Here is a 26,212-nt window from a genome sequence, read left to right as displayed (position 1 = left end):
GGCGCCCGGCGCCCGAGGAGGTACACATGGTTACGAGCACTGCGCCGACGATGGAAACACTGACCACGCTATACGAGGCGAACCGGCGGCAGCTGGTTCGCGCGGCGATGCGCATCCTCGATTCACAGGAGTTGGCTGACGACGTGGTGCAGGATGCCTATGTCAAGCTGCTCGAGGGCGCGGTGCCGCAAGGCGTGCGCGAGCCGGCGGCCTACCTGTACCAGACCGTGCGCCATCTGGCGATTGATTGCCATCGGCGCCGCGCGCTGGAACAACGGCTTTTCGCGGACGAGGAGGCCGGCCGCCACGCGGTCTCGGCCTCGGTGGCCGAAGACGCCGCGGTGAGCAGCCAGGCGCTCAGGATGGCGACCACCGCGCTGACGCAGATGTCGGCCCGCACCCGCCGGGCGTTCGAACTGCATCGGTTCGAAGGCTGCACGCAGCGCGACGTGGCGCGCGAACTGGGGGTCTCGACGGCACTGGTCAATTTCATGATCCGCGATGCCCACCTGGCGCTCAGTTCCTGCCACGAATGCCTGCAGCCCGGTTGAGGCGGCCGCGCGGCGGCAAGCCGTCACCCACGCGGGTCGCGCCCCGAAAAAAGCGCGAATGAAATCCTGAATTTCCAACTGGCTGGTTCGTCATTCTAAATAAGAGTCAATCTCGTATCGGGATGACGTTTTCTTTTCAGGGATACGACACTATGAACTGTTTTGACCGCGAGGACGCGGAGCTGCGCGTGTTGGTCAACGACGAAGACCAGTACTCCCTCTGGCCCGATTTCAAGCCGACCCCGGCGGGCTGGCGCGATACCGGCGTCAAGGGCGACAAGCAGACCTGCCTGGCGTTCGTGGAACGCGTCTGGACCGACATGCGGCCGGCGTCGCTGCGCCGTTTCATGGAAAGCCAGACCGAGACCGCGCCGCAATGAGTCTTGCGCCTGTCGCTCTGCTGTGCCTGCCATGCGCCGGCGCCAGCGCCACCATGTACTTGCGGTGGCGCCGCGCGCTGCCCGCATGGTTGCGGCTGGTGCCGGTGGAATTGCCGGGGCGCGGCGCGCGCATCGGCGAGGCATACGCACAGGATTTCGACACCCTGGTGGCGCAATTGTGCGAGGCGCATGCCGCCGACCTGGCTGTGCCGCACGTGTTGTTCGGGCACAGCATGGGAGCCTTGCTGGCCTATGCCATGGCGGCCCGCCAACGGCAGACCGGCGCCCGGTTGCCGACGCTGTTGATCGCGTCCGGCAGTCCGGCGCCGGCGCGCCGCGATCCGCATCGATTCGACGGCCTGGACAACGACGCCGCGCTGATCGACGACATGCGCAAGCAGGGCGGGACGCCCGAGGCGGTCTTCGACAGCCCCGAACTGCTGCGCCTGGCGCTGGACACGCTGGCCGCCGACTATGCCCTGTGCCGGGGCTACCGGTATCAGCCCGTGCCGCGCCTGCCATTGCCGATCGAGGTGCTGGCGGGCAGGCAGGATGATATCGAGGCCCCGCTCATCGAGGCCTGGCGCGACGAGACGCTGGCGCCCGGGCGCACGACCTGGTTCGACGGCGGCCATTTCTTCATCCGCCAACACGAGGCCATCGTGGTGGACGCCGTGGTCAATCGCATCGCCGAACATTGCCGACCGGAACACCATGCAGCGCTTGCGCCTATCTGACCGGGTCCCGCCCGCCATCGAGGCATGGCAGGCGATGTGGCCCGAATCGCCGGACTTGCCTGGCCTGGCGTGCCTGGACATGCCGGACGTCGATGGCGCCGCGCCACCCTCGGCCTGTGCGTTGCCGGCGCCAGCGGGCGGTCTCGCCTCGTTGGCGTGGTTGCGCACGGAAACGGCCGGTATGCCCGCCTGAGGCGCAGCTCCCCTGCGCCGCGCGGTGCCGTCCGGCATCCCTCATCTACGGATTTGAAGCTATGGAACGATTCGAGCGTGTTGCACCGCCCGGCAGCGAGTTGCCGCTATTGTTGACGCCGGCCGCCGTGGGCGAGTCACTGTCCGCCGCCCAGGGCCGGCTGCGGGCGCAGATCGATTCGGCGCTGCTGACCATCGGCGGCGTGCTGCTGCGAGGCTTCGAGGTGCCCTCGGTCGATGTATTCCGCGGCTTTGCCGCCGGCTTTGGCCATGAGCTGCTGGCCTACGAGTTCGGCTCGACCCCGCGCAGCGCGGTCCAGTCAGGGGTGTACACCAGCACCGAATACCCCGCGCACCAGCACATCCCGCTGCACAACGAACAGGCCTACACCCGGGAATGGCCGATGCGCATCTGGTTCCATTGCGTGACCGCCGCGCAGTCGGGCGGGGAAACGCCCATCGCGGACAGTCGCGCGGTCTATCGGCGGATGCCCGCGGCCATCCGTCGGCGCTTCGCGCGCGGCCTGGTCTACGTGCGCAATTTCGGCGATTTCGACCTGCCATGGCAGACGGTCTTCAATACCGACGACCGCGCCCGGGTCGAGGCCTATTGCCGCCAGGCCGGCATCGAATGGGAATGGCTGGAGGATGACGGCCTGCGCACGCGCCAGCGCTGCCAGGGCGTGGAGCGTCATCCGCACACCGGCGAGTTGGTGTGGTTCAACCAGGCGCATCTCTTTCACGTGTCGTCCCTGCAGGCCGACGTGCGCGAATCGCTGGAGGAGGCCTTCGGCATCGAGAACGTGCCGCGCAACGTGTACGACGCCGACGGCAGGACCATCGCCGACGAGGTCTTCGACGAGATCCGCGCGGTCCTTGACGAAGAGACGGTGCGCTTTGCCTGGCAGGCGGGCGACGTGATGATGCTGGACAACATGCTGGTGGCCCACGCCCGCACGCCGTTCGCCGGTCCGCGCAAGGTGGTGGTGGCCATGGCCGACCCTCATGGCAATGTCGAGCCGTCCGATCCCACGGCGCTGCGCCTGGCGGACGTCGACGACCTGTCGTGCGTGGGTTGATGCCATGAACGATATCGTCTCCTTCACCTCGCGGGCCGGCAGCATCGCCGAGCGGCTGCGTGAAAGCGTGGCGCTCGCGCCCGATCAGGCCGCCCTGACGGTGTTCGACGCCGCCGGTGAGCGCGCCTATACGCATCGGACGCTGGATCAGCGGGTGCGCGCTTTGGCGGCGCGCCTGCAGCAGGAATTCGCGGCCGGCACCCGCATGCTGCTGCTGCTCGACAATGACGAGCATTACGTGGTGGCGTTCTTTGCCTGCATGTATGCGGGCATGACGTCGGTGCCGGCCTTTCCGCCCGAATCGGCGCGTGACCAGCATCTGGGACGCCTGCACGCGATGGCGCGCGACTGCGAGGCCGGCGCCGTGCTGACCACGGCCGCGGTGGCGCAATGGCTGTCGCGCGAGGCCGGCGTGTTCTCGCAGGCGCGCATCCTGGCGGCGGACGAACTGGACCTGGCCTGGGCGGAACAATGGCAGGCCTTCACGCCGGATCCGGCCTCGGTGGCGTTCCTGCAGTACACCTCCGGTTCGACCTCGTCGCCCAAGGGCGTCATGGTCACGCACGCGAACCTGATGGCCAACGAGCACGCCATCCACGGCGCCATGGCCACCGATCCGACCGACCGGTTCGTTTCCTGGTTGCCGCTGTATCACGACATGGGCCTGATCGGCGGCCTGTTGCAGCCATTCCATATCGGCTGCGACGTGATCCTGACCTCGCCCAAGTATTTCCTGGAACGTCCGTTGCGCTGGCTGCAGGCCGTGTCGCGGTTCCGCGCCACGGTCAGCGGCGGCCCCGACTTTGCCTTCCGGTTGTGCCTGGAGCGGATCCGGCCCGAACAGCTCGAGGGACTGGACCTGTCGGGTTGGCGGGTCGCGTTCTCGGGCGCCGAACCGGTGCAGCCGGACACGCTGGCGGCGTTCGCGCGGTTGTGCGCGCCGGCGGGGTTTTCCGCCGAGGCGCTCTATCCCTGCTACGGCCTGGCCGAGGCCACCTTGTTCGTGACCGGCACGCCGCCGGGGCGGGGCGGGCGGGTGCGCCATTTTGACGAGATGGCGCTGGCGCGCGCGGCGGTGCGGCCGCAGGAAGCCGGCCTGGCGCTGGTGTCCTGCGGGCGGCCCCAGCCGGGTAACCGGCTGATGATCGCCGACACCGTGACCGGCGATCCGGTGGCGCCCGGCGTGCTGGGCGAGATCTGGACCTCGGGACCGAGCGTGGCCGCCGGCTATTGGAACAATCCGCAGGCCACCCGCGAGGCGTTCGTCGACCGGGATGGCGAGCGCTGGCTGCGTAGCGGCGATCTGGGGTTCATGCACGAGGATGAGCTGTATGTGCATGGGCGCCTCAAGGACCTGATCATCGTGCGCGGACAGAATATCTATCCGCAGGATGTCGAACGCGTGGTGGAGGCCGAAGTGACGGCCGTACGCAAGGGACGGATCGCGGCGTTCCGGGTGGACGGGCCGCAAGGCGAAGGCATCGGGCTGGCCGTGGAAGTGGGGCGCCTGCAGCGCAAGCGCCATGCCGCGGCCGAGATCGTGCGGGCGCTGCATCGGGCGGTGGGCATGGCGACCGGCGAGGCGCTGGCCGTGGCCGTGCTGCTGGAACCGGGCGCGCTGCCCAAGACTTCCAGTGGCAAGCTGCAGCGCGCGGCGACGCGCAAGGGCTGGCAGGACGGCAGCCTGTCGGCCTATGCACTGTGGCGGCACGGCGCGTTCGAATTCGGCGGCGAGTCCGCGGCGCTGGCGGAGCCTCCCCGCGAAGGCGCCGAAACGATACTGGCCTCGCTGTGGGCCGAGGTGCTGGCCGCTCCGGTATCGGACCGGCGGGCGAATTTCTTCGAAATGGGCGGAAATTCCCTGGACGCGGCGCAATTGCTGACCCGCATCCGCGCACGCCTGGGCGTGTCGTTGCCGTTGCGCGCCCTGTTCACCCATGCCGAACTGGCGGATTGCGCTGCCCTGATCGAGACGCAGGCGGATGCCACGGCTTCTGTCGGACAGGACGATGGCCCGCGCGCCGACCTGGCGGCGCCCGACGGCGCAGCGGCCATCGCGTCGTTGTCCCTGGCGCAGCAGCGCCTGTGGCTGGTCGACCGCCTGGCGCCGGCCGCGCGGCGTTCGGCCTACAACCTGAGCGCGGCTTATCGCCTGGAGGGCGAACTCGACATCGCACGGCTCGAACGCGCGCTGGCGATCGTGGTGTCGCGTCATGACAGTCTGCGTGCCGCGTTCGTCGAGGACGAGCAGGGCAATCCCCGGGTACGGGTGCGCGCCGACGCGGCCGTGTCCTTGCCGCTGGTCGACGTGGCGCAGGCCGAGGTGCCGGCCTGCCTCGAACGGCTGGCGGCCGCGCCGTTCGACCTGGCGCAAGGGGCGCCGCTGCGCGCGGCCTTGCTGCGGGTCGGGCCGCGCGACCACGTGCTTGCCCTGGTGGTCCATCACATCGTGTTCGACGGCTGGTCGCAAGGGGTGATGCTGCGGGAACTGGCGGCGGCGTATGCCGGGTTGGCGCTGCCATCCCTACCGCTGCAATACGGCCATTACGCCGCCTGGACGCACGCCCGCGCCGCGACGCCGGCGTTCCGCAAAAGCACGGACTACTGGCGCGAGCGGCTGGCCGGCGCGCCGGCACTCAGCACCTTGCCGGCCGACCGGCAGGTGGCGGCGGGCACGGATGCCACGGCGGGCTGCCTGCGGATGGCGATCGAGCCACGCCTGGCGCGGCGCCAGGGCGCCACGCTTTTCCAGGTGCTGCTGGCGGCGTTCACGCTGGTGCTGGCCCGCCATGCCGATCAGCGGGACCTGGTGGTGGGCACCGATCTGGCCGGGCGCGATCACGCCGACCTGGAGCCGTTGATCGGCTTCTTCGTCAACGTGCTGCCGATCCGGCTCCACGTTCCCGAGGCGGGCCCTTTCACGGATTGGCTGGCGCAAGTTCGGGACACCCTGCTGGCGGATCACGAACACCGCGAAGTGCCTTTCGATCGCATCGTCGAGGCGGCGGGCGTGCCGCGCGAGCGTGGCCGCAATCCGCTGGCGCAGGTGCTGTTCGTCATGCAGAACACGCCCGCTTGGCCGTTGGCGCTGCCGCAATTGCAGGTGACCACGCTGCCGGCGCCGTTGCCCGAAGCCAAATTCGACCTCGCGGTATTCGTCCACGAGCGCGAGGACGCCTTCGAGGTCGAGTGGATCCATGCCCGCGCCCGCTACCAGCAGGCCACGGTGGCCGCCGTCGCCGAAGAATGGACATCCCTGTTGCGCCAGCTTGGCCGGCAAGCCGACCTGGCGCTCTCTTTTCGCCCTGAACCCCTTTCCAAGGAGGCCGGCATGTCGATGACCCCAGCTCCTGCGGCCAACAAGCAGGAAAAACTGAAGAAATTCGCCGCTCGCGCGCCGCTGGCGGGCGCGCCGGCGCCGCGCCCACTGGTGCGCACCTCGTTCCTGTCCAGCGAGCGGCAGTTCCCGCTGGTGGTCCAGGCGCTGGATCCGACGCTGGATGCGGTGGCTTGGGCGTCTGCCCAGCGCGACCAGATCGAGGCGTGGATCGCCCAGCATGGGGGCATCCTGTTCCGCGACTTCGCGATCGCCTCGCCCCAGCAATTCGAGGCCTTTGCCGAATCGGTCGAACCGACGCTGTTCGGTGGCTACGGCGACCTGCCGAAGAAGGAGGGCGGACGCAACACCTATCGGTCGACGCCGTATCCGGAAAAGCAGATGATCCTGTACCACAACGAGAGCGCCCACCTCGACAGTTGGCCTCGCAAGCAATTGTTCTACTGCGAATTGCCGTCCCGGGTCGGCGGCGCCACGCCCATCGTCGACTGCCGCGAAATGCTGCGGCGCCTGCCGGCCGATCTGGTCGCCGAATTCGAGCGCAAGGAACTGCTTTACGTACGCACCTTCACCGAACGCTTCGACGTGAGCTGGCAGTCGTTCTTCAAGACCGATGCGCGGGCGGACGTCCAGGCGCGCCTGGATGAACGGGGCGTGGCCTACCGTTGGCTGGACGACGACACGCTGCAGACCCGCACGCGCTGCCCGGCTGTCATCACGCATCCCGTGACGGGCGAGCGGGTGTTCTTCAACCAGGTGCAACTGCATCACCTCCATTGTCTCGAGCCGGAGGTGCGGGAGCACATCATGGAGACGATCGGCCTGGAGCGGGCGCCGCGCCACGTCACCTTTGGCGACGGTTCGCCCATTCCGGATGCCGCCATGGACCTGATCGGCGCCGCCTACGAGGCTTGCGCGGTCCGTTTCGACTGGCGCCGGGGCGACGTCGTCATGCTGGACAACATGCTGGCCGCGCATGCGCGGGATCCCTACGAGGAACCGCGCAAGGTCGTCGTCGCGATGGGGGCCATGTTCGATCGCGCGGACCTGGCGCCGCGCGCGGCGGGGGAGTGACCGGATGCAACCGAATCCCGTACTGCGGTCGGACAGCGCCCTGGCGCTGAGCATGGAACAGCGCGCGCACGAAGGCGCGGCGCAACCGGTGACATTGTTGGTTCGCCTGCCGGCGGGCTGGGACGAGCCGGCGTTGCGCCGGGCGCACGCCACGGTCCTGGACCGGCTGCCGGCGGCGCGGCTGGTGTTCGGCGAGGTGGCGGGCTTTCACGGCCTGCGGCAGGCGAACGGCGCCGCGCCGGAAGGTTCCTGGCGCACATACCAGGCGGATATGGCCGATCCGGACGCGCGTCCGCAAGCCTACGGGGCCTGGCGGGCCGACCTGGCGCTGGCGCTGCGTTCCGGTCGTCACACCGGCCTGCACGCGGCCTGGTTCGATGCCCCCGAGGGCGGCTGGCTCGCGCTGGGGGCATCGCCGCTGGTGGCCGATGGCGGCTCGCTGCATGCCCTGGCCGAATCGCTGCTGGGCACGGCCCGCGGTCTCGCCACCGGGGACGACGAACCGTTCGACTACCTCAACTACGTGCTTTGGCGACAGGACATCGAGGCCGATGACGCCGCGCCGGCCCAGGCCTACTGGGCCGCCCATGCCACGGCAACGGCTGCCGTGCCGCGCCTGGCGTTAAGGCGCGACGAGGCTGGCACGGACGAGGAATCCCCGGCCATTCAGGTCGCGCTGGATGAAGCGTTGGCGCGGGCCGTGGATGCGGTCGCGGCGCGGCTGGCGCGCTCGCACGAAGAGGTGCTGCATGCCGCATGGTTGGCATTGCTCGGACGTCTGCAAGGGGATGGGCCGCTGGTATCGGGTTGGCAGCACGATTGCCGGGATGACTACGAGATGCTGGTGGGCGCGGTCGGAGCGTACGAGAAACGCCTGCCGCTACATCTGTCCTGGAGCGGCGAACAGTCCTTCGAGGACTGGACACGGGCATTGGCGGACCTGCGGACGACGCATCGCGAAGTCCAGGAGCACTGGCAGGGTGGCGGCCAGGCGGCGCACACGGCGCTCGGCTTTGCCAGCCGTCGCGCCGGCGCAGGCTTTGAAGGGGTTTCAGTGGTCGATGCGCCGCTGCCGACGGCATTCGAGCTGGGCTTGAGCGTCATTGGCGATGCCGCGGGACGGCCCGTTCAACTGTGGCTGAACGCTCGGCCCGGGGCGTACGAGGCCGCCGCGCTGCGGACACTGGCTGCCCACTATCGCGATGTCCTGACGGCCTTGGGCGCGGATCCGCGATTGCCGCTGGCGCGGGTATTGGAGCCGGCCGAACCTGCGTGCCTGCAGGGGCCGGCGCTCGAGGTTGGCACCCGTTCGCTCTATGAACGCATTGCGCAATGGGCGCGCGATACCCCGCAGGCGCCGGCCGTGGTCGATGTCGAGCAAGGTATCACCCTGGATTACGCCACCTTGTTCGAGCGGGTGGAATCGCTGGCGGGCGCACTGCAGGCGCGCGGCGTGCGGGCGGGGACGGTCGTGGCCCTGCACCTGCCGCGCAGTGCCACGCTGGTGGCGGCGATGCTGGCGGCATGGCGTTGCGGCGCGGCCTATCTTCCGCTGGATCCGGCCTGGCCGGCGGCCCGCATCGAGACCATTCTGCGTGACGCGAACGCCGCGGCCGTGGTGGCGCCAACGGCCGCAACCCTGCGGTATCCCGTGCCGGCGGTCGCGCCCGAGATGGACGCCACGCAGGCGGAACCGGCCGCGTTCGACCCGGGGTCGGCGCGGGATGGCCACGCGTACATCCTCTACACCTCCGGGTCGACGGGAACGCCCAAAGGCGTGCCCGTCGGCCAGCGCCAGCTGCTCAATTACGTGGTGGCGGCCAGCCAGGCCATGGCGCTGGCGCGGTGGCGCCGCTGGGCCATGACGGCCACTATCGCGGCCGACCTCGGCAACACGGCGGTGTACGCCGCGTTGCTGCATGGCGCCGCGCTGGTGATCGCGCCGGAGCCGGCCCTGCACGACGCCAAGGCCTATGCCCGATTCGTCCGGCAGCAGGGCATCGATGCCGTGAAAATGGTGCCTTCTCACCTGGCCGCATTGCTGGAGGACGAGGCGAGCGCCGTGCCGGCGTGCGTCGTGCTCGGTGGCGAGGCCACTTCGGGCGCGCTGTTGCGGCGCATCCTCGCCTTGGCGCCGGCGTGCGAAATCCATAACCACTATGGCCCGACAGAGACCACGGTGGGGGTGCTGGTGCACCGCGTCGCCGGCCCGGACGATACCCGGGGCGGCATCGTGCCGCTCAGCCAGCCGCTGGCCAATTGCCGCGTCTACCTGCTCGATGGCGAGGGCCGACCGGTGCCCGTCGGGGCGCTGGGTGAACTGCATGTGGGCGGGGCCCAGGTCGTGGAGGGCTATCTCGGCCAGCCGGAACACCGCGCTTTCGTGGCCAATCCGCTGGCGCCGGGCCAACGCTGCTACCGCACGGGCGATCTGGCCTATTTGCTGCCCGGGGGCCGCTTGCGGCTGGCGGGGCGCGTCGATCACCAGCTGAAAGTGCGCGGATTCCGAGTCGAGCCCGCGGAGATCGAGGCGGCGTTGCTGGCGCAGCCCGGCGTCCTGCAGGCGGTGGTGCTTGCCCACGACGTGGCGCAGTCGGTGCAACTGGTCGCTTTCGTCGTGGCGCGGGTCGAACCGGCCGAGATCGAGGCGCGACGCGAATCCCTGCTGCGGGCGTTGGCCGAGGCGCTGCCCGAGCCCATGATGCCGGCCCGCATCGTTTTCCTGCCGGTGCTGCCTCGACTGGCCAACGGCAAGATCGACCGGCTGGCGCTGGCGCCGCAACTGGATCAGGCGGCCGAACCGCTCGACCTGCCGCGCGACGCGCTGGAGACCGTCATCGCCGACAGCGTGGCGACCCTGCTGCAGCGCGATCGCGTCGGCGTGCATGACGATTTCTTTGAACTGGGCGGGCATTCGCTACTGGTCATCAAACTGGTGACGCGCCTGCGCAAGCAATTGCGCGAGGAGGTGGAGCCGGGCCTGGTGTTCGATCATCCGACCGTGGCCCGGTTGGCCGCCGCGCTGCGCGCCCAGGCCGCCGATGCCGCCGCGCTGGATGAGGTGGCGGCGGCGCGTATGCAACTGGCGGCCCTGGCGCCGCAGGAACGGGCGGCCCTGGTCGCCACTCTCTCGGAGTCCGCATGAGTTCTGTCAATCCGTCCCTCCTGAAAGCGTTGCTCGACGAGGATCAGGACGATGCGCCTGAGGACCTGGACGTGCCGGCGTATCCGGACGACCAGGACGCGCCGTTGTCGTTCATGCAGGAACAGTTGTGGTTCCTGGGCCGGCTGGACCCGACGTCGACCGCCTACCATCTACCGCGGGCCGTGCGATTGAAGGGCCCGCTGGATGTCGCCGCGTTGCGCGAGGCGTTCGCGGCCCTGGTCGCGCGCCACGATATCCTGCGCACGACCTTCCATGACGACGACGGGCAGCCGCGCCAGCGGGTGCTGCCGGCCGGGCGCTTTGCGCTGCCGTTGCACGACCTGGGACCGCTCACCCCCGCGCTGCGGGAAGCCGCCGTGCGCGAAATGTGCGAGCGCCTGGCCGGGCATGCCTTCCAGCTGGATCGCGAACCCGCGCTGGTCGCGTCGGTGGCGCGCCTGGGGCCGCGCGAGCACGTGCTGGCCTGGTGCATGCACCACATCGTCTCCGACGCCTGGTCCAATCCCATCTTCATGCGCGACCTGGCGGACGCGTACCAGCAAGCGACGCAGGGCCAGCCCCCGGCGCTGCCGCCGTTGCGCCGCCAGTATCGTGATTTTGCCGCCTGGCAACGGGACCAGGCCGAGGCCGGACGCTACGCGGCCAGGCTCGATCATTGGGATGCCCATCTTGGCGACGACCTGGTCGACCTGGACCTGCCGACCGATCACGCCCGTCCCGCCGTGCTGGAGACGCGCGGCGCGACGCACTATTTCGAGGTGCCGGCCGGGCTGGCGGGCGAGATCAAGGCGCTGTGCGCGCAATTGCGCTGCACGCCTTTCGTGGCGCTGTTCGCGGCATGGCAGATTCTGCTGGCGCGCCTGAGCGGCCAGCGCGGTTTCGCCGTGGGCGTGCCCAGCGGCAATCGCACGCGGGCCGAATTGCAGGATGCGATCGGCTTTTTCGTCACCACGCAGGTGTTTCGCGTCGACGTGGCGGCGGATCAGACCTTGCGGCAGGTGTGCGAGCGCGTGCGCGCGGATGCGCGGGCCGCCCTGGCGCATGCCGATCTTCCCCTGGATCTGTTGATGGCGCGGCGTGGCGTGGCGCGGGATCCCGCGCGTACGCCGCTCTACCAAACCCTGTTTGGCCTCCAGGTTGGCAGCATCGGTCCCGGCCTGTCGCTGCCCGGCCTGGAAGTGGCGCGCGAGCCCATGCCGGAGGGCGGCGCGAAGATGGAGTGGTCGCTGGACATGCTGTGGGATGAGGCGAAGCAGGGGCCCGTGCTGCATGGACGTCTCGAGTTCAACACCGCGTTGTATTCGGCCGACACGGCGGGCCGCATGGCCGAACGTTACCTGCGGGTGCTGCGCTGCCTGGCCAGCACGCCGGATACCCGCGTCGGCGCGCTCGATCTGGTGGCGCCGGACGAGCATGCCCGGCTCCAGGCCTGGAGCCAGGGCCCGCTGGGCGCCGCTTTCGACGAGCCGGTGCAGGCGTGGATCGCCCGTCAAGCCGCGGCCACGCCCGCGGCCGTGGCGGTGGTCAGCGGCGCGGACAGCCTGACCTACGCGGAATTGATGGCGCGGGCCGACGATTGGGCCGCGGCGTTGCAGGCGTGCGGGGCCGGGCCGGACGCGCCGGTGGCCATCGCCATGGAACGCTCGCTGGAAATGGTGGTCGGGATCCTGGCCGTGCTGCGCGCCGGGGCGGCCTACGTGCCGCTGGATCTCGATTATCCGGCCGAGCGCCTGGGCTACACCCTGCGCAGCAGTGGCGCCCGCATCCTGCTGGTGGCGGGAGGCCTGCCCGAGGTATTGCGCGAGGCGGCGCCCGAACGGGTGCTGGACCTGCGCCAAGCCCCGCCCGCCGGCGGTGACTGGACGCCGGTGCCCACGCATGGGGAACATATCGCCTACATCATCTATACCTCGGGCTCGACCGGCAGGCCCAAGGGGGTGGCGAACCGGCACGCCGGGCTGGCGAACCGCCTGCGCTGGATGCAGGACGCCTACGGCCTGGAGCCGGCGGATGTCGTGCTGCAGAAGACGCCATTCGGCTTCGACGTGTCGGTCTGGGAATTCCTGTGGCCGCTCATGGTCGGCGCGCGCCTGGTCATGGCCGCGCCGGGCGACCACCGTGATCCGGAGAAGCTGGCGGATCTGATCGTGCGCCATGGCGTGACCACGCTGCACTTCGTGCCATCGATGCTGCAGGCGTTCCTGGCCTGCGGCGAGGCGGCGCGCTGCGCGTCGCCGCGGCGCATCCTTTGCAGCGGCGAAGCCTTGCCCGCCGATGTGCGTGATGCCGCGCTGGAAGCCTGGCCCGGCGCGGGCCTGTACAACCTGTATGGGCCGACCGAGGCCGCGATCGACGTGACGGCGACGGCTTGCGCCCGGGAGGACGGCGGCCGCGTTCCGATTGGCGCACCCATCCAGGCCACCCAGGCCTGGGTCCTGGATGCGGACCTGAACCTGACGCCGCCAGGCGCGGCGGGCGAACTGTATCTGGGTGGCGTGCAGCTGGCGCGCGGCTATGTGGGCGCGGCCGGTCTCACGGCGGATCGCTTCGTCGCGGATCCACGGGGCGACGGGGCGCGGCTGTACCGCACCGGCGACCTGGCCGCGTGGCGCGATGATGGCGTGCTGCTGTACTTGGGGCGCACCGATCACCAGATCAAGATTCGCGGCTTCCGTGTCGAACTCGGCGAGATCGAGGCGCGTCTGGCCGCGCGGCCTGAAGTGGGCGCCGCCGTGGTGGTGGCCCAGTCCACGCCCCAGGGGGCAAAACTGGTGGCGTATGTGAGCGGTTCGGACGAGGCCGCCGGCGCGCCGGACGCGGCGGTATTGCGCGCCGCGCTGGGCATGGCGCTGCCGGACTACATGGTCCCGGCCGCGATCGTGGTGCTGCCGGCGTTGCCCCTGAGCGACAACGGCAAGATCGACCGCAAGGCCTTGCCCGCCGTGAACTTCGCGCAGGCGGGAGGGCAGGCTGCGCCCGAGGGCGCGGTGGAGGTCATGCTCGCCGGCATCTGGCAGGAAGTGTTGGGCGTGGAGCGCGTGGGCCGCGACGACAACTTCTTCGAACTTGGCGGCGATTCGATCCTGACGCTCAAGATCGTGGCCGCCGTGCGCAAGCAGGGCTGGCGCGTCTCGCCGCGTGATGTCATGGAGCGGCAGACGATCGCGGCGCTGGCCCGCGCGGCAAGCCCGCTGCGGGAAGCGGCGGGCGCGCAGGCGCCGGCGCAGGGCGAGGCGCCTCTCACGCCGGCCCAGCGCGGCTTTTTCCAGCTCGATCCGGCGTCGCGCGACCATTGGAACCAGTCCGTCGTGTTGCGGCCTGAAGGTGTCGTCGATGCCGCGCGGCTGGAACGCGCGATGAATGCGGTGCTGGCGGCGCACGACGCGTTCCGCCTGCGCTTCGAGGCCTCGGGTGAAGGCTGGCGGCAACGGTACGAAGCGGCCCCTGTCGCGCCGAGGCTGGTCCGGACCGCGCTGCGTCCGGGCGAAGACCGCGAGGCGCGGCTGGCCGCGCTGTCGCGGTCGATGCAGGGCGGCCTGGACCTGGCGCGCGGCCCGGTGGTGGCGGCAACGTGGCTGGACGAGGGCGAGGCGGGCGCCGGCACCCTGCTGTGGGTGGCGCATCACCTGGTGGTGGACGGCGTGTCGTGGCGGGTGCTGGTCGACGATCTGCAACGCGCCTACCAGGATCCCGAGGCCGCGCTGCCCCAAGGGCCTTCCCTGAAGGCATGGGGCCAGGCGTTGCGCATCTACGGCGAACGTCCCGAAACCCTGGCGCAGCTCGACCATTGGAAGCAGGCCTGCGGCCAGGAGCCCGCGCGCTTGCCGCTGCGTCGTCCCGACGGCGCCAACCGGGTAAGCGATCAGCGCAGCGTGGTGCTGAGCCTGCCGGCCGCGCGGGCGCAGGCCCTGTTCGCCGCTGCCGCGCGCAGCTTGCGCGCCCAGGCGCACGAAGTGCTGTTGAGCGCGGTCGCGCATGCGCTGGGACAATGGATGGGCCAGGACAGCGTGCGGATCGAACTGGAAGGACACGGCCGCGAGGAAGGCGCGACCCACCTGGCCGCCGACCGCATCGTGGGCTGGCTCACGGCGCTGTATCCGGCGTGCCTGCCGGCCGGCGCGGCCGATCCGGGCGAGGCGCTGGCGCAGGTCAAGGCCGCGCTGCGCGGCATACCGGACAAGGGCCTGGGCTACGGCGTGCTGCGTCATCTGGCGCCACAGGGCGCGGTATTGGCGGATCTGCCGTACCCGGCGATCACCTTCAATTACCTCGGCCGGGTCGACATGGCCGGTAGCGGCTGGCGCTGGACCGGTGAAAGCGCCGGCGCGGACCGCGCCGGTGACGGCCGGCGCCGCAACATCATCGACATCGGCGTATCCCTGCGGGAAGACGAGCTGCGCTTCGTCTGGACATACAGCGCGGCAATGCTGGACGAGGCCGATGTGCGCGCGCCGGCCCAGGCGTGCCTGGACCGCCTGCTTGCCCTGGCGCAAGCCCTCGACCGGCCTGGGGCCGGTCGGATGGCGCCGGAGGATTTCCCCCTGGCCGCCGTGACGCAGGCGCAGCTGGACAGGCTCGCCGTGCACGCGGATGACGTCCAGGACATCTATCCGCCCACGCCGTTGCAGGAAGGGCTGCTGCTGCATACCCTCATGACCCCGGGGTCCGGCATGTACCTGATGCAGGATCGCTACCGCTACGGCGAACGGGTGGATCCGCGGGCGGTGGCGAACGCCTGGCAGGCCGTGGCGCGCCGCCACGAAGCCCTGCGCGCCGGCTTTGCCTGGCACAGCGGCGAACGACCGGTGCAGGTGATCCTGCGCGAGATCGAGGTGCCGGTATTGGTGCATGATTGGCGCGCGCTGCTACAGGCCGAGGGGCTGGCGAGCCTGGAGCGGTTGCTGGCCGAGGAGCGCGACAGCGGCTTCGACATGGCGCGGGCCCCCTTGTGGCGGATTCACCTGGCCCGCACCGCCGAGGCCGACCTGATGATCGTGAGCTATCACCACATCCTGATGGACGCGTGGTGCCGCTCGCTGTTGCTGGCGGATTTCTTCGCCGCCTGCGAAGCCCAGGCCCGGGGCGTCGAACCGCCCCGGGCGGCCAGCGTGCCGTTCCGCGACTACATCGCCTGGCTCGGGCGCCAGGACCTGGCGGCGTCGCGCCAGTACTGGCGCGACACCCTGCGCGGTTTCAACGACATCACGCCGCTGCCGCTCTCGATGCGTGCCGAGGTCCGCGCCGATGCCGCGCGAGCGGCGGATGCGGTGCTGGCCCTGACGCCCGCCCAGACCACCGCGCTGCAACAGATGGCGCAGCGCCATCAGCTGACGATGAATACCTGCGCGCAGGGGGCCTGGGCCTTGTGGCTGGCGCGTTGCGCGGGCGTGGACGAGGTCGTGTTCGGCGTCACCGTGGCCGGCCGCCCGACCGAACTGGATGGCATCCAGCAGACCATCGGCCTGTTCATCAACACCTTGCCGCTGCGAGTGCCGGTGCCATGCGCCACTGGTGCCAGCCGGTTGGGCGTGGCGCAGTGGCTGCGCCAGGTGCAGGATCGCAACGCCGGGCTGCGCGAGCACGAGCAGGTCTCGCTGGCCGAGATCCAGGCCGATGCGGACGTCCCGCGTGGCTCGTCGCTATTCGAAACGCTGTTCGTGTTCGAGAATGCGCCTGTCGAGGAGGCGTTGTTGGCCCAGGCGGCGCGGATCGGCGCGCGTGCCGACGGCGCCCGCACGCACACAAACTATCCGTTGACCGTGGTGGTCAAGCCGGGCGATGCGCTGGTGCTGCAGATCACCTACGATCCGGCCCGTTTCGAGGCCTCGGAGGTGCAGGCCGTCCTGACCGGCCTGCGGCACGTGCTGATGCAGTTTGCCAGCCAGCCCGACGCCGCGCTCGACGGGATCGAACTGCTCGATCCCGAGCAGGGACGCCTGGCGCTGGCGGCGGGAGCCGGCCCCACGCCGGATTATCCGTTGGACGCGGGCTATGCCGTGCTGTTCGAGGCGCAGGCGCGCCGGTATGCCGATCGCATCGCCGCGCGCGACGCGATCGGCGAGATCCGCTATGTCGCCCTGGACCGGCTGGCGAACCGGCACGCGCATGCGTTGGCGCTGGCCGGCGTGCGCCGTGACGACGTGGTGGTCGTGCTGGCCGAGCGCGGCATTGCGATGCTTGCCGGCGTGCTGGGCGTTTTCAAGGTCAATGCGGCCTATCTGGCCCTCGATCCGTCGCAGCCGCCACAGCGGATTGCCCAGATCTTCGCCCTGAGCCGGGCGCGGGCGCTGGTGGTGGATCCGGTCGCCGCGCGCCAGCATGCGTCCTTGATCGACACGCTGCGCGGCACGGTGCCGGTGCTGGCATTGGCCGACGTGCCCGAGGCCGGCGCGGATCGTGGCCCGGCCGAGCCGGCCCGCCCGGGCCAGGCGGCCTACGTGATCTTCACTTCCGGGTCGACCGGCACGCCCAAGGGCGTCGTCGTGACCAGCGCCGGAATGCTCAACAACCAATTGAGCAAAGTCCCTGCGCTGGCCCTGGGAATGGACGATGTGATCGGACAGACCGCGTCGCAGAGTTTCGACATCTCGGTGTGGCAATTGCTCGCGGGCCTGCTGTGCGGCGCCTGCGTGGACATCGTGCCGGACGCGGTCGCGCGCGATCCGCAGGCGCTGATACGCCATGCCAATGCGCGTGGCATCACGGTGCTGGAGTGCGTGCCGGCGCTGATCCAGGGCATGTTGATGGGCCAGGCCGAGGACATGCCGCGGCTGCGCTGGATGCTGCCGACCGGCGAAGCCAGCCCGGCCGCGTTGGCCCGGACCTGGTTCGAGCGCTATCCGGGCGTGCCATTGATCAACGCGTACGGCCCCGCGGAGTGCGCCGACGACGTGGCCCTGCACCGGCTCGACACGGCGCCGACTGACGCGGGCGCGGCGTTGCCCATCGGGCGGGCCACCGACCACACCCGCCTGTATGTGCTGGACGCGAATCTGGCGCCCACGCCGGCCGGCGTGATCGGCGAGCTGTGCGTGGCCGGCGTCGGCGTGGGCCGCGGCTACCTGGCCCAACCGGGACTGAGCGCCGATCGCTTCGTGGCGGACCCCTGGGCCCTGACGCCCGGCGCGCGCATGTACCGGACAGGCGATCTCGCGCGCTGGCGCTCGGAAGGCGTCCTGGAATACGCGGGGCGCCGCGACCATCAGGTCAAGGTGCATGGTTTTCGCATCGAGCTGACCGAGATCGACGCCGTGCTCGCACGCCAGCCGGGCATCAGGCAGGCCATCACCACGGTGCGCGACGACGGCCAGGGCCGGCGGCTGGTCGCCTACGTGGTGCCCGTCGATCCGGCGGCAGCCATGGAAGGCGGCCGCCAGGACTGGTGGCAGCCGGCACGCGAGGGGCTGGCGGCGGCCTTGCCCGCGTACATGGTGCCGACCGTCTGGATGACGCTCGACCGCCTGCCGCAGACGCCCAACGGCAAGATCGACCGCAAGGGCCTGCCGGCGCCCGATCCGTTGCGGACCGGACGCGAGCACGTGGCGCCCGAGGGGCCGTTGCAGCAGCAGCTGGCGCGGATCTGGGGCGACGTGCTGGGCGTGGCGCGGGTGGGCCGCCATGACAGCTTCTTCGAGCTGGGAGGGCATTCGTTGCTGGTGATGCGCGTCGTCGCCAGGATCCAGGTCGATCTGGGCCTGGAGGTGCCGCTGGTGGCGCTATTCGAATCGCCGACGCTGGCAGCCTTTGCCGAGGCCGTGGACCGCGCCGGCGCGCGGGCGCAGTCGCAGGACCGGGCGCTTCAGGACATTGGCGCCTTTATCGATACGCTGGAGACACACTGATGGACGACACGCTGGCCAGGCAGATCGCCGCCAAATTTGCCACGTTGGCCGCGCCGCAGCGCCGTGCCGTGTATGAAAAGATGCGCGAGCAGGGCCTGGATCCCGGCGCACTGCCGATCCTGCCGCGCGACCGGCCGGCCGTCATGTCCCACGCCCAGGAGCGCCTGTGGTTCCTCTGGCGCCTGGCGCCGGAGGACGCCTCGTACCATCTGCCCGGGGTGTTGCGACTGCGCGGCGACCTGGATCCCGACGGCGTCCGGGCGGCCTTTGACCGGCTGTTGGACTCGCATGAGTCGCTGCGGACGCACTTCGACATGGACGAGCTGGGAATGGGCCGGCCGGTGGTTCAGGCGCAGGCCCGGGTGGCGCTCGTCGAGTCGGACCTGCGCGGCCTCGGTGCGAACGCGGAGCAGGGCGCGAAGGAACTGGCCGCGCAGTGGATCGCCGAGCCGTTCGACCTGTTGGCCGGGCCGCTGTTCCGGGTCGGACTGATCCGGATCGGCCCCCAGGATCATCTATTGGTCACCGCCATGCATCACATCGTGTCGGATGGCTGGTCCATGGGCGTGTTGATCGAGGAATTCGTGCAGTCCTATGCGGACTGGCGCAGCGGCAAGACGGGCGCGGTTGCCGCCGGGCGGCTGCGCTATGCCGACTATGCGCACTGGCAGCGCGATCTGCTGGAGGCCGGAGAACGCGAACGGCAGGTTGGCTATTGGCGGTCGGCGCTCGACGCGGACCAGCCGCCGTTGGTGCTGCCCGGCGACGCCCGCAAGCGGACGGGCGCACCGTATGCGGCCGACGCGGTGACGCGTCGGCTCCCCGCCACGCTTGCCGGCGCGCTGCGCGGCCTGGCACCCGGCGGCTCCCTGTTCGTGACGCTGCTGGCGGCATTCCAGGCATTGCTGGCGCGCTACGCGGGCCAACATGACCTCAGTGTCGGCGTGCCCGTCGCAGGGCGTGGCCGGCCCGGGCTGCAGGACGTGGTCGGCCTGTTCGTGAACACGCAGGTCATGCGCGCCCGGCTGGCGCCCGCGACCTCGTGGCGCGACCTGCTGGAACAGGTTCGGCTGGCCTGGCTGGAGGGGCAGGCCCACCAGGAGTTGCCGTTCGATCAATTGGTCGACGCGCTGCGACCGCCCCGCGTGGCGGGCGAAACGCCGTTGTTCCAGGTGCTGTTCAATCACCAATCGCTGCCCGCGCGGCATGACTGGCGCGTGGCGGACCTGGTGTGCCAGCCCGTCGCGATGGCGGCGCCGATGTTGCCTTTCGAGCTGCAATGCGACAGCGTCGAGTACGACGATGGCAACGTGCAGTTCACGCTACGCTACGCCCGCGACGTGCTGTCGCGCGCGCTGGTCGAACGGATGGCAGACGCCTACGAGACCCTGCTGCGCGAGTTGGCGCGGGCGCCGGACGCGGCCGTGCTGGCGGTGCCGTTGATCGACGCCGAGGCCGAGCCGCTGCAAAGGGCTTGGGAGCGAGGCGCGGCCTTGCCGGTTGTGGAGGGGTCGGACGACCCGATGCCGGTGCGCATCGCGGCGCAGGCGCGGCGCACGCCGGGCCGGGTGGCGCTGCGGGTGGGCGAGGCGGCCTTGACCTATGCCGAGCTGGACAGCCGCGCCAACGCGCTGGCGTGGCGGCTGCGGCAGGCCGGGGCGGGGCCGGAGCAGGTGGTGGGCATCCTGGCCGAACGCTCGGTGGAGATGGTGCTGGCCCTGCTGGCGGTGCTCAAGGCGGGCGCGGCCTACGTGCCGCTGGACCCGGAATACCCGGACGAGCGGCTGGCCTACATGATGGCCGACAGCGGCCTGGGGCTGCTGCTGGCACAGCCGGCGCTGGCCGCTCGCGCCGCCACGCTGGCGCCGACGGCGCGGGTGCTGGCGCTGGACGAGGCCCTCGTCGCTGGCTCGGCCGAGACGCCGCCCGAGGTGGCGTGGCACCCGGAACAGCTGGCCTACGTAATTTACACGTCGGGCTCGACCGGCCGCCCCAAGGGCGCGGCCAACCGGCATTCGGCCTTGGGCAACCGGCTGGCGTGGATGCAGCACGCGTATGACCTGCAGGCCAGCGACACAGTGCTGCAGAAGACCCCGTTCAGCTTCGACGTATCGGTGTGGGAGTTCTTCTGGCCACTGGCGCAGGGCGCGCAGCTGGTGCTGGCGGGACCGGGCGAACATCGGGAACCGGAACGGCTGGTGCAGTTGATCGAAGCTCATGAGGTGAGCACGCTGCACTTCGTACCGTCGATGCTGCATGCGTTCCTGAGCCATCTGGAAGCATCGCCGGATCGGCGCTGCGCCAGTCTGAAGCGCATCGTGTGCAGCGGCGAGGCGTTGAGTCCGGAACTGTTGCAGCGCGCGCTGCGGTGCCTGCCACAGGCCGAAGTGGAGAACCTGTACGGGCCGACGGAAGCGGCCATCGACGTCACCGCGTGGCATGGTGCGCTTGACGAACAAGGCCAGGCCCCGGGCATCGTCCCAATCGGCCGCCCGATCGCGGGCGTACAGACGCGAGTGCTGGATGGAAACCTGAACCCGGTACCGGTCGGCGTGGCCGGCGAGCTGTATCTGGGCGGCGCCGGGCTGGGTCGAGGTTACCTGGGCCGGCCCGGTCTGACGGCGGACCGCTTCGTGGCCGATCCGGACGGCGGCGGCGCACGCCTGTACCGCACGGGTGATCTGGCGCGCTGGCGCGAAGATGGCGAACTGGAATACCTGGGCCGGCTGGACCACCAGGTCAAGATCCGCGGCCTGCGCATCGAGCTGGGCGAGATCGAGTCGGCGCTGCTGGCGCAGGACGGCGTGGAGCAGGCAGCGGTGCTGGCGCAGGATGGCCCCGCGGGCGCGCGGCTGGTGGCCTACGTGGTGCCGGCCTCGGTGCCGGTCACCGCATTGCGCGAAGCGCTGGCGGCACGGTTGCCGGACTACATGGTGCCAGCAGCCTTCGTGACGCTGGACGCGCTGCCGGTCAACGCCAACGGCAAGCTGGACCGCCGCGCGCTGCCGCAGGCGAGCTTCACGGCGCAGCAAGCCTACGAGGCGCCGCAGGGCGAGGTAGAAATCGCGCTGGCGGCGATCTGGTCGCAGGTGCTGGGCGCCGAGACCGTGGGCCGCCACGACAACTTCTTCGAGCTGGGCGGCGACTCGATCCTGAGCCTGCAGATCGTGGCGCGGTTGCGCCAGGCGGGCTGGCGCATCACGCCGCGCCAGGTGTTCGAGCGCCAGACGGTGGCGCAACTGGCGGCGGTGGCCGAGGCGGCGCGGGGCGAGGCGGTGGCGCAGGGGCCGGCCTGCGGCGAGGTGGCGCTGCTGCCGATCCAGGCGCAGTTCCTGGCGCAGCCGCTGGCCACGCACGATCATTGGAACCAGGCGGTGCTGCTGCACAGCGACGCGCCGGTCGATGGCGACGCGCTGGCCCGGGCGCTGGCCGCGCTGGTGGCGCACCACGACGCGCTGCGCCTGCGGTTCAGCCGTGAGGGCAATGGGTGGCGCCAGCGCTACGCCGACGTGGACCTGGGTGACGGCACAGGGCTGTTGTGGCGCCGAAATGCAACGGATCGCACGCAGATCGAAGCAGTCTGCGACAGCGCGCAACGCAGCCTGTCCATCGGCCAGGGCCCGCTGCTGCGTGGCGTCCTGATCGAGGTGGCCGATGGCTCCTGGCGCGTGCTGCTGGCGATCCACCACCTGGCGGTCGATGGCGTGTCGTGGCGCATCCTGCTGGAGGATCTGCGCACGGCCTATGGCCAACTGGTGGCCGGTGAACCGGTCCGCCTGCCGGCGCGCACCAGCAGCTACGGCGACTGGTCGAGCCATCTGTGGCAAGCGCATTCCCCGAGCGCGGCAGAGTCGGCCTATTGGCGTGCGTTGCTGGCCGGCGATGCGCTGCCGGTGGACCACCCGCAAGGCGCCAACCAGGTGGGCGACCAGCGCCAGGCCGTATTGGCGCTGGACGAAGCCACGACCCAGGCGCTGCTGCGCCAGGCGCCCGCGGCGTATCGCACGCAGGTCAACGACCTGCTGCTGGCGGGCCTGGTGCGGGCGCTACGGCGTTGGGGCGGCATGACGCAGGTGCGGATCGACCTGGAAGGGCATGGCCGCGAGACCGGCGACTCGCCACTGGATCTGTCGCGCACGGTGGGGTGGTTCACGAGCGTGTATCCGGTGGTGCTGACCGCCGAGGACGATGACGCGGCACTGATCACGGCGGTCAAGGAGTATTTGCGCGCCGTGCCGGGACGGGGACTGGGCCACGGCCTGCTCGATGCCCAGGGGGTGGCGCAATCTTCGATCCTGTTCAACTATCTGGGCCAGTTCGAGGAGACGGGGGCCGGGCAAGGCTGGCGCATCGCGGCCGAAGGCGTGGGCGCGGGCCAGTTGGAGACGGCGCCGGCCTCGCATGCATTGACGATCAACGGCCAGGTGTACGCGGGCACGCTGCGCCTGACGCTGGGTTACAGCGGCGAGCGCCACGACGCGGCGCGCATGCAGGCGCTGGCCGACGCCTATGCGCAGGCGCTGCGCGAGCTGGTGGCGCACTGCGCCAGCGGCGCGCAGGGCGTGACGCCGTCGGACTTCCCCCTGGCCGGGCTGGACCAGGCCACGCTGGCGGCGCTGCCGATTGGCGCGCCGGTCTCGCAATGGGAGGACCTTTACCCGGTCACGCCGATGCAGGCAGGGATGCTGTTCCACAGCGCCTGGGCGCAGAGCGAGGAAGAGGGCGAGCCGGCCTACGTGAACCAGCTGTGCGTGGACGTGCAGGGGCTGGACGAGGCGCGCTTCGAGGCGGCCTGGGCGGCGGCGCTGGCGCGCCACGAGGTATTGCGCACGGGCTTCGTGCAGGGCGCCGGCGCGCCGCTGCAATGGGTGGCGCGCGAGGTGGCCGTGCCGTTCGAGCGGTGCGAACGGCTGGACGCGGACGCGGCGCAGTTACAGGCGCTGGCGCGCCAGGCGCGGCGCGGTGGCTTCGACCTGTCGCGGCCGCCGCTGATGCGGCTGCTGCTGGTGCGCACGGGCGCGGACCGGCACCACTTCATCTGGACGCACCACCACCTGCTGCTAGACGGCTGGAGCGTGTCGCAGTTGCTGGGAGAGGTGCTGCGGGCCTACGAAGGGCAGGAAGTGACGCGCGGCATCGGCCGCTACCGGGATTACCTGGCCTGGCTGGGCCAGCGCGATGGCGTCGCGATGCAGGCGTACTGGCAAGGTGTGACCCGGATGCTGGACGAACCCACGCTGCTGGCACCGGTTGTGCCGCATGGCGCGCAGGACGGCTCCGACTCCTTGTCGCGGTCACTCGATGCCAGCGTGACGCTGGACGAAACGCAAACCCGGCGCCTGACCGCGGCCGCGCGCCGTCATCGCATCACATTGAACACGTTGCTGCAGGCGGCCTGGTCGCGCGTACTGGCGCAAGCCACCGGCCATGACACCGTGGCTTTCGGCGTGACCACGTCGGGGCGTCCGGACAGCCTGGCCGATGCCGGACGCATCCTCGGCCTGTTCATCAATACGGTGGCGCTGATCGTCCCGAGCGCCGCGAACCAGGAGCTGGGTGAATGGCTGCGGGCCATCCAGGCGCAGAACCTGGCGTCGCGCGAAGCGGAGCATGTGCCGCTGGCCGATGTGCAACGCTGGGCCGGCCACAATGGCCGGGCGCTGTTCGATACCCTGCTGGTGTTCGAGAACTATCCCGTGGACGCGGTGTTGCGGGGTACTGGCGGCAGTGTGCGATTCGGTGAACTGGCCACCGAAGAAGACACCAACTTTGCCTTGACCGTGCTGGCGTCGGGTGATCGTTGCCTGAGCCTGCGCCTGCGCCGCGATCCGGCCCGGGTGCCGGCCGCCGCCATGCGGGCCTTGGCGCAACGGTTGCTGGCGCAGTTGATGGGGATCGCGACGCACGACGGCGCCGTCGGCGCGCTGGCGATGCCCATCGCCGCCGAAGACAGCGAACGGCTGGCGCATTGGGAGCGGGCCGAGGCCTTGCCGGCGGCGGACGGTTCGGACGACCCGATGCCGGTGCGCATCGCGGCGCAGGCGCGGCGCACGCCGGACCGGGTGGCGCTGCGGGTGGGCGAGGCGGCCTTGACCTATGCCGAGCTGGACAGCCGCGCCAACGCGCTGGCGTGGAGGCTGCGGCAGGCCGGGGCGGGGCCGGAGCAGGTGGTGGGCATCCTGGCCGAGCGCTCGGTGGAGATGGTGCTGGCCCTGCTGGCGGTGCTCAAGGCGGGCGCGGCCTACGTGCCGCTGGACCCGGACTACCCGGACGAGCGGTTGGCCTACATGATGGCCGACAGCGGCCTGGGGCTGCTGCTGGCGCAGCCGGCGCTGGCCGCTCGCGCAACAGCGCTGGCGCCGACGGCTCGGGTGCTGGCACTGGACGAGGCCCTGGTCGTCAGCACCGCCGAGGCGCCGCCGGAGGTGGCGTGGCACCCGGAGCAACTGGCCTACGTGATCTACACGTCGGGTTCGACCGGCCGGCCCAAGGGCGCGGCCAACCGCCATTCGGCGCTGGGCAATCGGCTGGCGTGGATGCAGCAGGCGTACGGTTTGCAGGCCGGCGACACGGTGCTGCAAAAGACCCCATTCAGCTTCGACGTATCGGTGTGGGAGTTCTTCTGGCCGCTGGCGCAGGGCGCGCAGCTGGTGCTGGCCGGGCCGGGCGAACATCGGGAGCCGGAACGGCTGGTGCAACTGATCGAGGCCCACGAAGTGAGCACGCTGCACTTCGTGCCGTCGATGCTGCATGCGTTCCTGAGCCATCTGGAAGGATCGCCGGATCGGCGCTGCGCCAGCCTGAAGCGCATCGTGTGCAGCGGCGAGGCGTTGAGTCCGGAACTGTTGCAGCGCGGGCTGCGGTGCCTGCCACAGGCCGAAGTGGAGAACCTGTACGGGCCGACGGAAGCGGCCATCGACGTTACCGCGTGGCATGGTGCGCTTGACGAACAAGGCCAGGCCCCGGGCATCGTCCCAATCGGTCGCCCGATCGCGGGCGTACAGACGCGAGTGCTGGATGGAAACCTGAACATGGTACCGGTAGGCGTGGCTGGCGAGCTGTATCTGGGCGGCGCCGGGCTGGGTCGTGGCTACCTGGGCCGGCCCGGGCTGACGGCGGACCGCTTTGTGGCCGATCCGGACGGCGGCGGTGCACGCTTGTACCGCACGGGCGATCTTGCGCGCTGGCGCGAAGATGGCGAACTGGAATACCTGGGCCGGTTGGACTACCAGGTCAAGATCCGCGGCCTGCGTATCGAACTGGGCGAGATCGAGTCGGCGTTGCTGGCGCAGGACGGCGTGGAGCAGGCGGCGGTGCTGGCGCAGGACGGCCCCGCGGGTGCGCGGCTGGTGGCCTACGTGGTGCCAGCGGATCTGGCCGTCGCCACGCTGCGCGAAGCGCTGGCCGCGCGCTTGCCGGACTACATGGTGCCGGCGGCCTTCGTGACGCTGGACGCGCTGCCGGTCAACGCCAACGGCAAGCTGGACCGCCGCGCGCTGCCGCAGGCCAGTTTCACGGCGCAGCAAGCCTACGAGGCGCCGCAAGGCGAGGCCGAGATCGCGCTAGCCGCGATCTGGTCGCAGGTGCTGGGCGCCGAGACCGTGGGCCGCCACGACAACTTCTTCGAGCTGGGCGGCGACTCGATCGCCGTGATGACGGCCACCGCCATGTTGCGGCAGCGCCATGGCGTGGAATTGTCGCTGCGGGCGGTGTTCGACACCCCGACCCTCGCGGCCATCGCGGCCCAACCTGAACTCGCGCGGCTGCGCAATGGCGCCGGCGCGACTGGGCAAGACGAGCGACAGGCGGAACTTGCCGCCATCGACTCGCTGTTGAACGAATTGGAGATTTGAGC

8 protein-coding genes are annotated in these 26,212 nt (G+C 70.5%); all 8 read left to right on the top strand.

Translation table 11 applies throughout. The features are described 5' to 3' along the window. The first annotated feature begins 26 nt into the window (after window positions 1-26). Entirely contained in the window at window positions 27-551 is a 525-nt protein-coding gene (locus AC1HFW_RS08890; protein ID WP_061071154.1) for a sigma-70 family RNA polymerase sigma factor, read from the top strand. Window positions 552-703: 152 nt separating this feature from the next. Beyond that, on the top strand, window positions 704-931 hold the full coding sequence (locus AC1HFW_RS08885; RefSeq protein WP_061071155.1) for an MbtH family protein: 228 nt from the start codon (window positions 704-706) through the stop codon (window positions 929-931). Then, complete coding sequence (locus tag AC1HFW_RS08880; RefSeq protein ID WP_479282808.1) at window positions 928-1,668, top strand: thioesterase II family protein; 741 nt, start codon at window positions 928-930, stop codon at window positions 1,666-1,668. The genes AC1HFW_RS08885 and AC1HFW_RS08880 overlap by 4 nt, the downstream gene beginning before the upstream one ends. 254 nt (window positions 1,669-1,922) lie before the next feature. Then, window positions 1,923-2,939, top strand: a complete 1,017-nt coding sequence (locus AC1HFW_RS08875; RefSeq protein ID WP_479282806.1) for a TauD/TfdA family dioxygenase — start codon at window positions 1,923-1,925, stop codon at window positions 2,937-2,939. Between the two features lie 4 nt (window positions 2,940-2,943). Then, the gene (locus tag AC1HFW_RS08870; RefSeq protein ID WP_479282804.1) at window positions 2,944-7,350 is read left to right on the top strand and encodes a TauD/TfdA family dioxygenase; all 4,407 of its coding nucleotides are present in this window, start codon (window positions 2,944-2,946) and stop codon (window positions 7,348-7,350) included. 4 nt (window positions 7,351-7,354) lie between these two features. Continuing rightward, window positions 7,355-10,495 (top strand): non-ribosomal peptide synthetase, encoded by a 3,141-nt coding sequence (locus AC1HFW_RS08865; RefSeq protein ID WP_479282802.1) that lies wholly within the window; start codon window positions 7,355-7,357, stop codon window positions 10,493-10,495. Continuing rightward, a complete protein-coding gene (locus tag AC1HFW_RS08860; protein ID WP_479282800.1) occupies window positions 10,492-18,357 on the top strand; it encodes an amino acid adenylation domain-containing protein in 7,866 nt (2,621 codons plus the stop codon). The genes AC1HFW_RS08865 and AC1HFW_RS08860 overlap by 4 nt, the downstream gene beginning before the upstream one ends. Further along, on the top strand, window positions 18,357-26,210 hold the full coding sequence (locus tag AC1HFW_RS08855; protein WP_479282798.1) for an amino acid adenylation domain-containing protein: 7,854 nt from the start codon (window positions 18,357-18,359) through the stop codon (window positions 26,208-26,210). Before AC1HFW_RS08860 ends, AC1HFW_RS08855 begins: the two co-directional genes overlap by 1 nt. Window positions 26,211-26,212 lie beyond the last annotated feature (2 nt).

The organism is Achromobacter sp. ISS7 (assembly GCF_056523125.1).
This window is presented reverse-complemented; position numbering and strand designations above follow the sequence as displayed.

Bases quoted from the DNA above. Each gene is read 5' to 3' on its own strand.
- AC1HFW_RS08890 (WP_061071154.1), top strand. From the start codon at position 27: ATGGTTACGAGCACTGCGCCGACGATGGAAACACTGACCACGCTATAC.
- AC1HFW_RS08885 (WP_061071155.1), top strand. From the start codon at position 704: ATGAACTGTTTTGACCGCGAGGACGCGGAGCTGCGCGTGTTGGTCAAC.
- AC1HFW_RS08880 (WP_479282808.1), top strand. From the start codon at position 928: ATGAGTCTTGCGCCTGTCGCTCTGCTGTGCCTGCCATGCGCCGGCGCC.
- AC1HFW_RS08875 (WP_479282806.1), top strand. From the start codon at position 1,923: ATGGAACGATTCGAGCGTGTTGCACCGCCCGGCAGCGAGTTGCCGCTA.
- AC1HFW_RS08870 (WP_479282804.1), top strand. From the start codon at position 2,944: ATGAACGATATCGTCTCCTTCACCTCGCGGGCCGGCAGCATCGCCGAG.
- AC1HFW_RS08865 (WP_479282802.1), top strand. From the start codon at position 7,355: ATGCAACCGAATCCCGTACTGCGGTCGGACAGCGCCCTGGCGCTGAGC.
- AC1HFW_RS08860 (WP_479282800.1), top strand. From the start codon at position 10,492: ATGAGTTCTGTCAATCCGTCCCTCCTGAAAGCGTTGCTCGACGAGGAT.
- AC1HFW_RS08855 (WP_479282798.1), top strand. From the start codon at position 18,357: ATGGACGACACGCTGGCCAGGCAGATCGCCGCCAAATTTGCCACGTTG.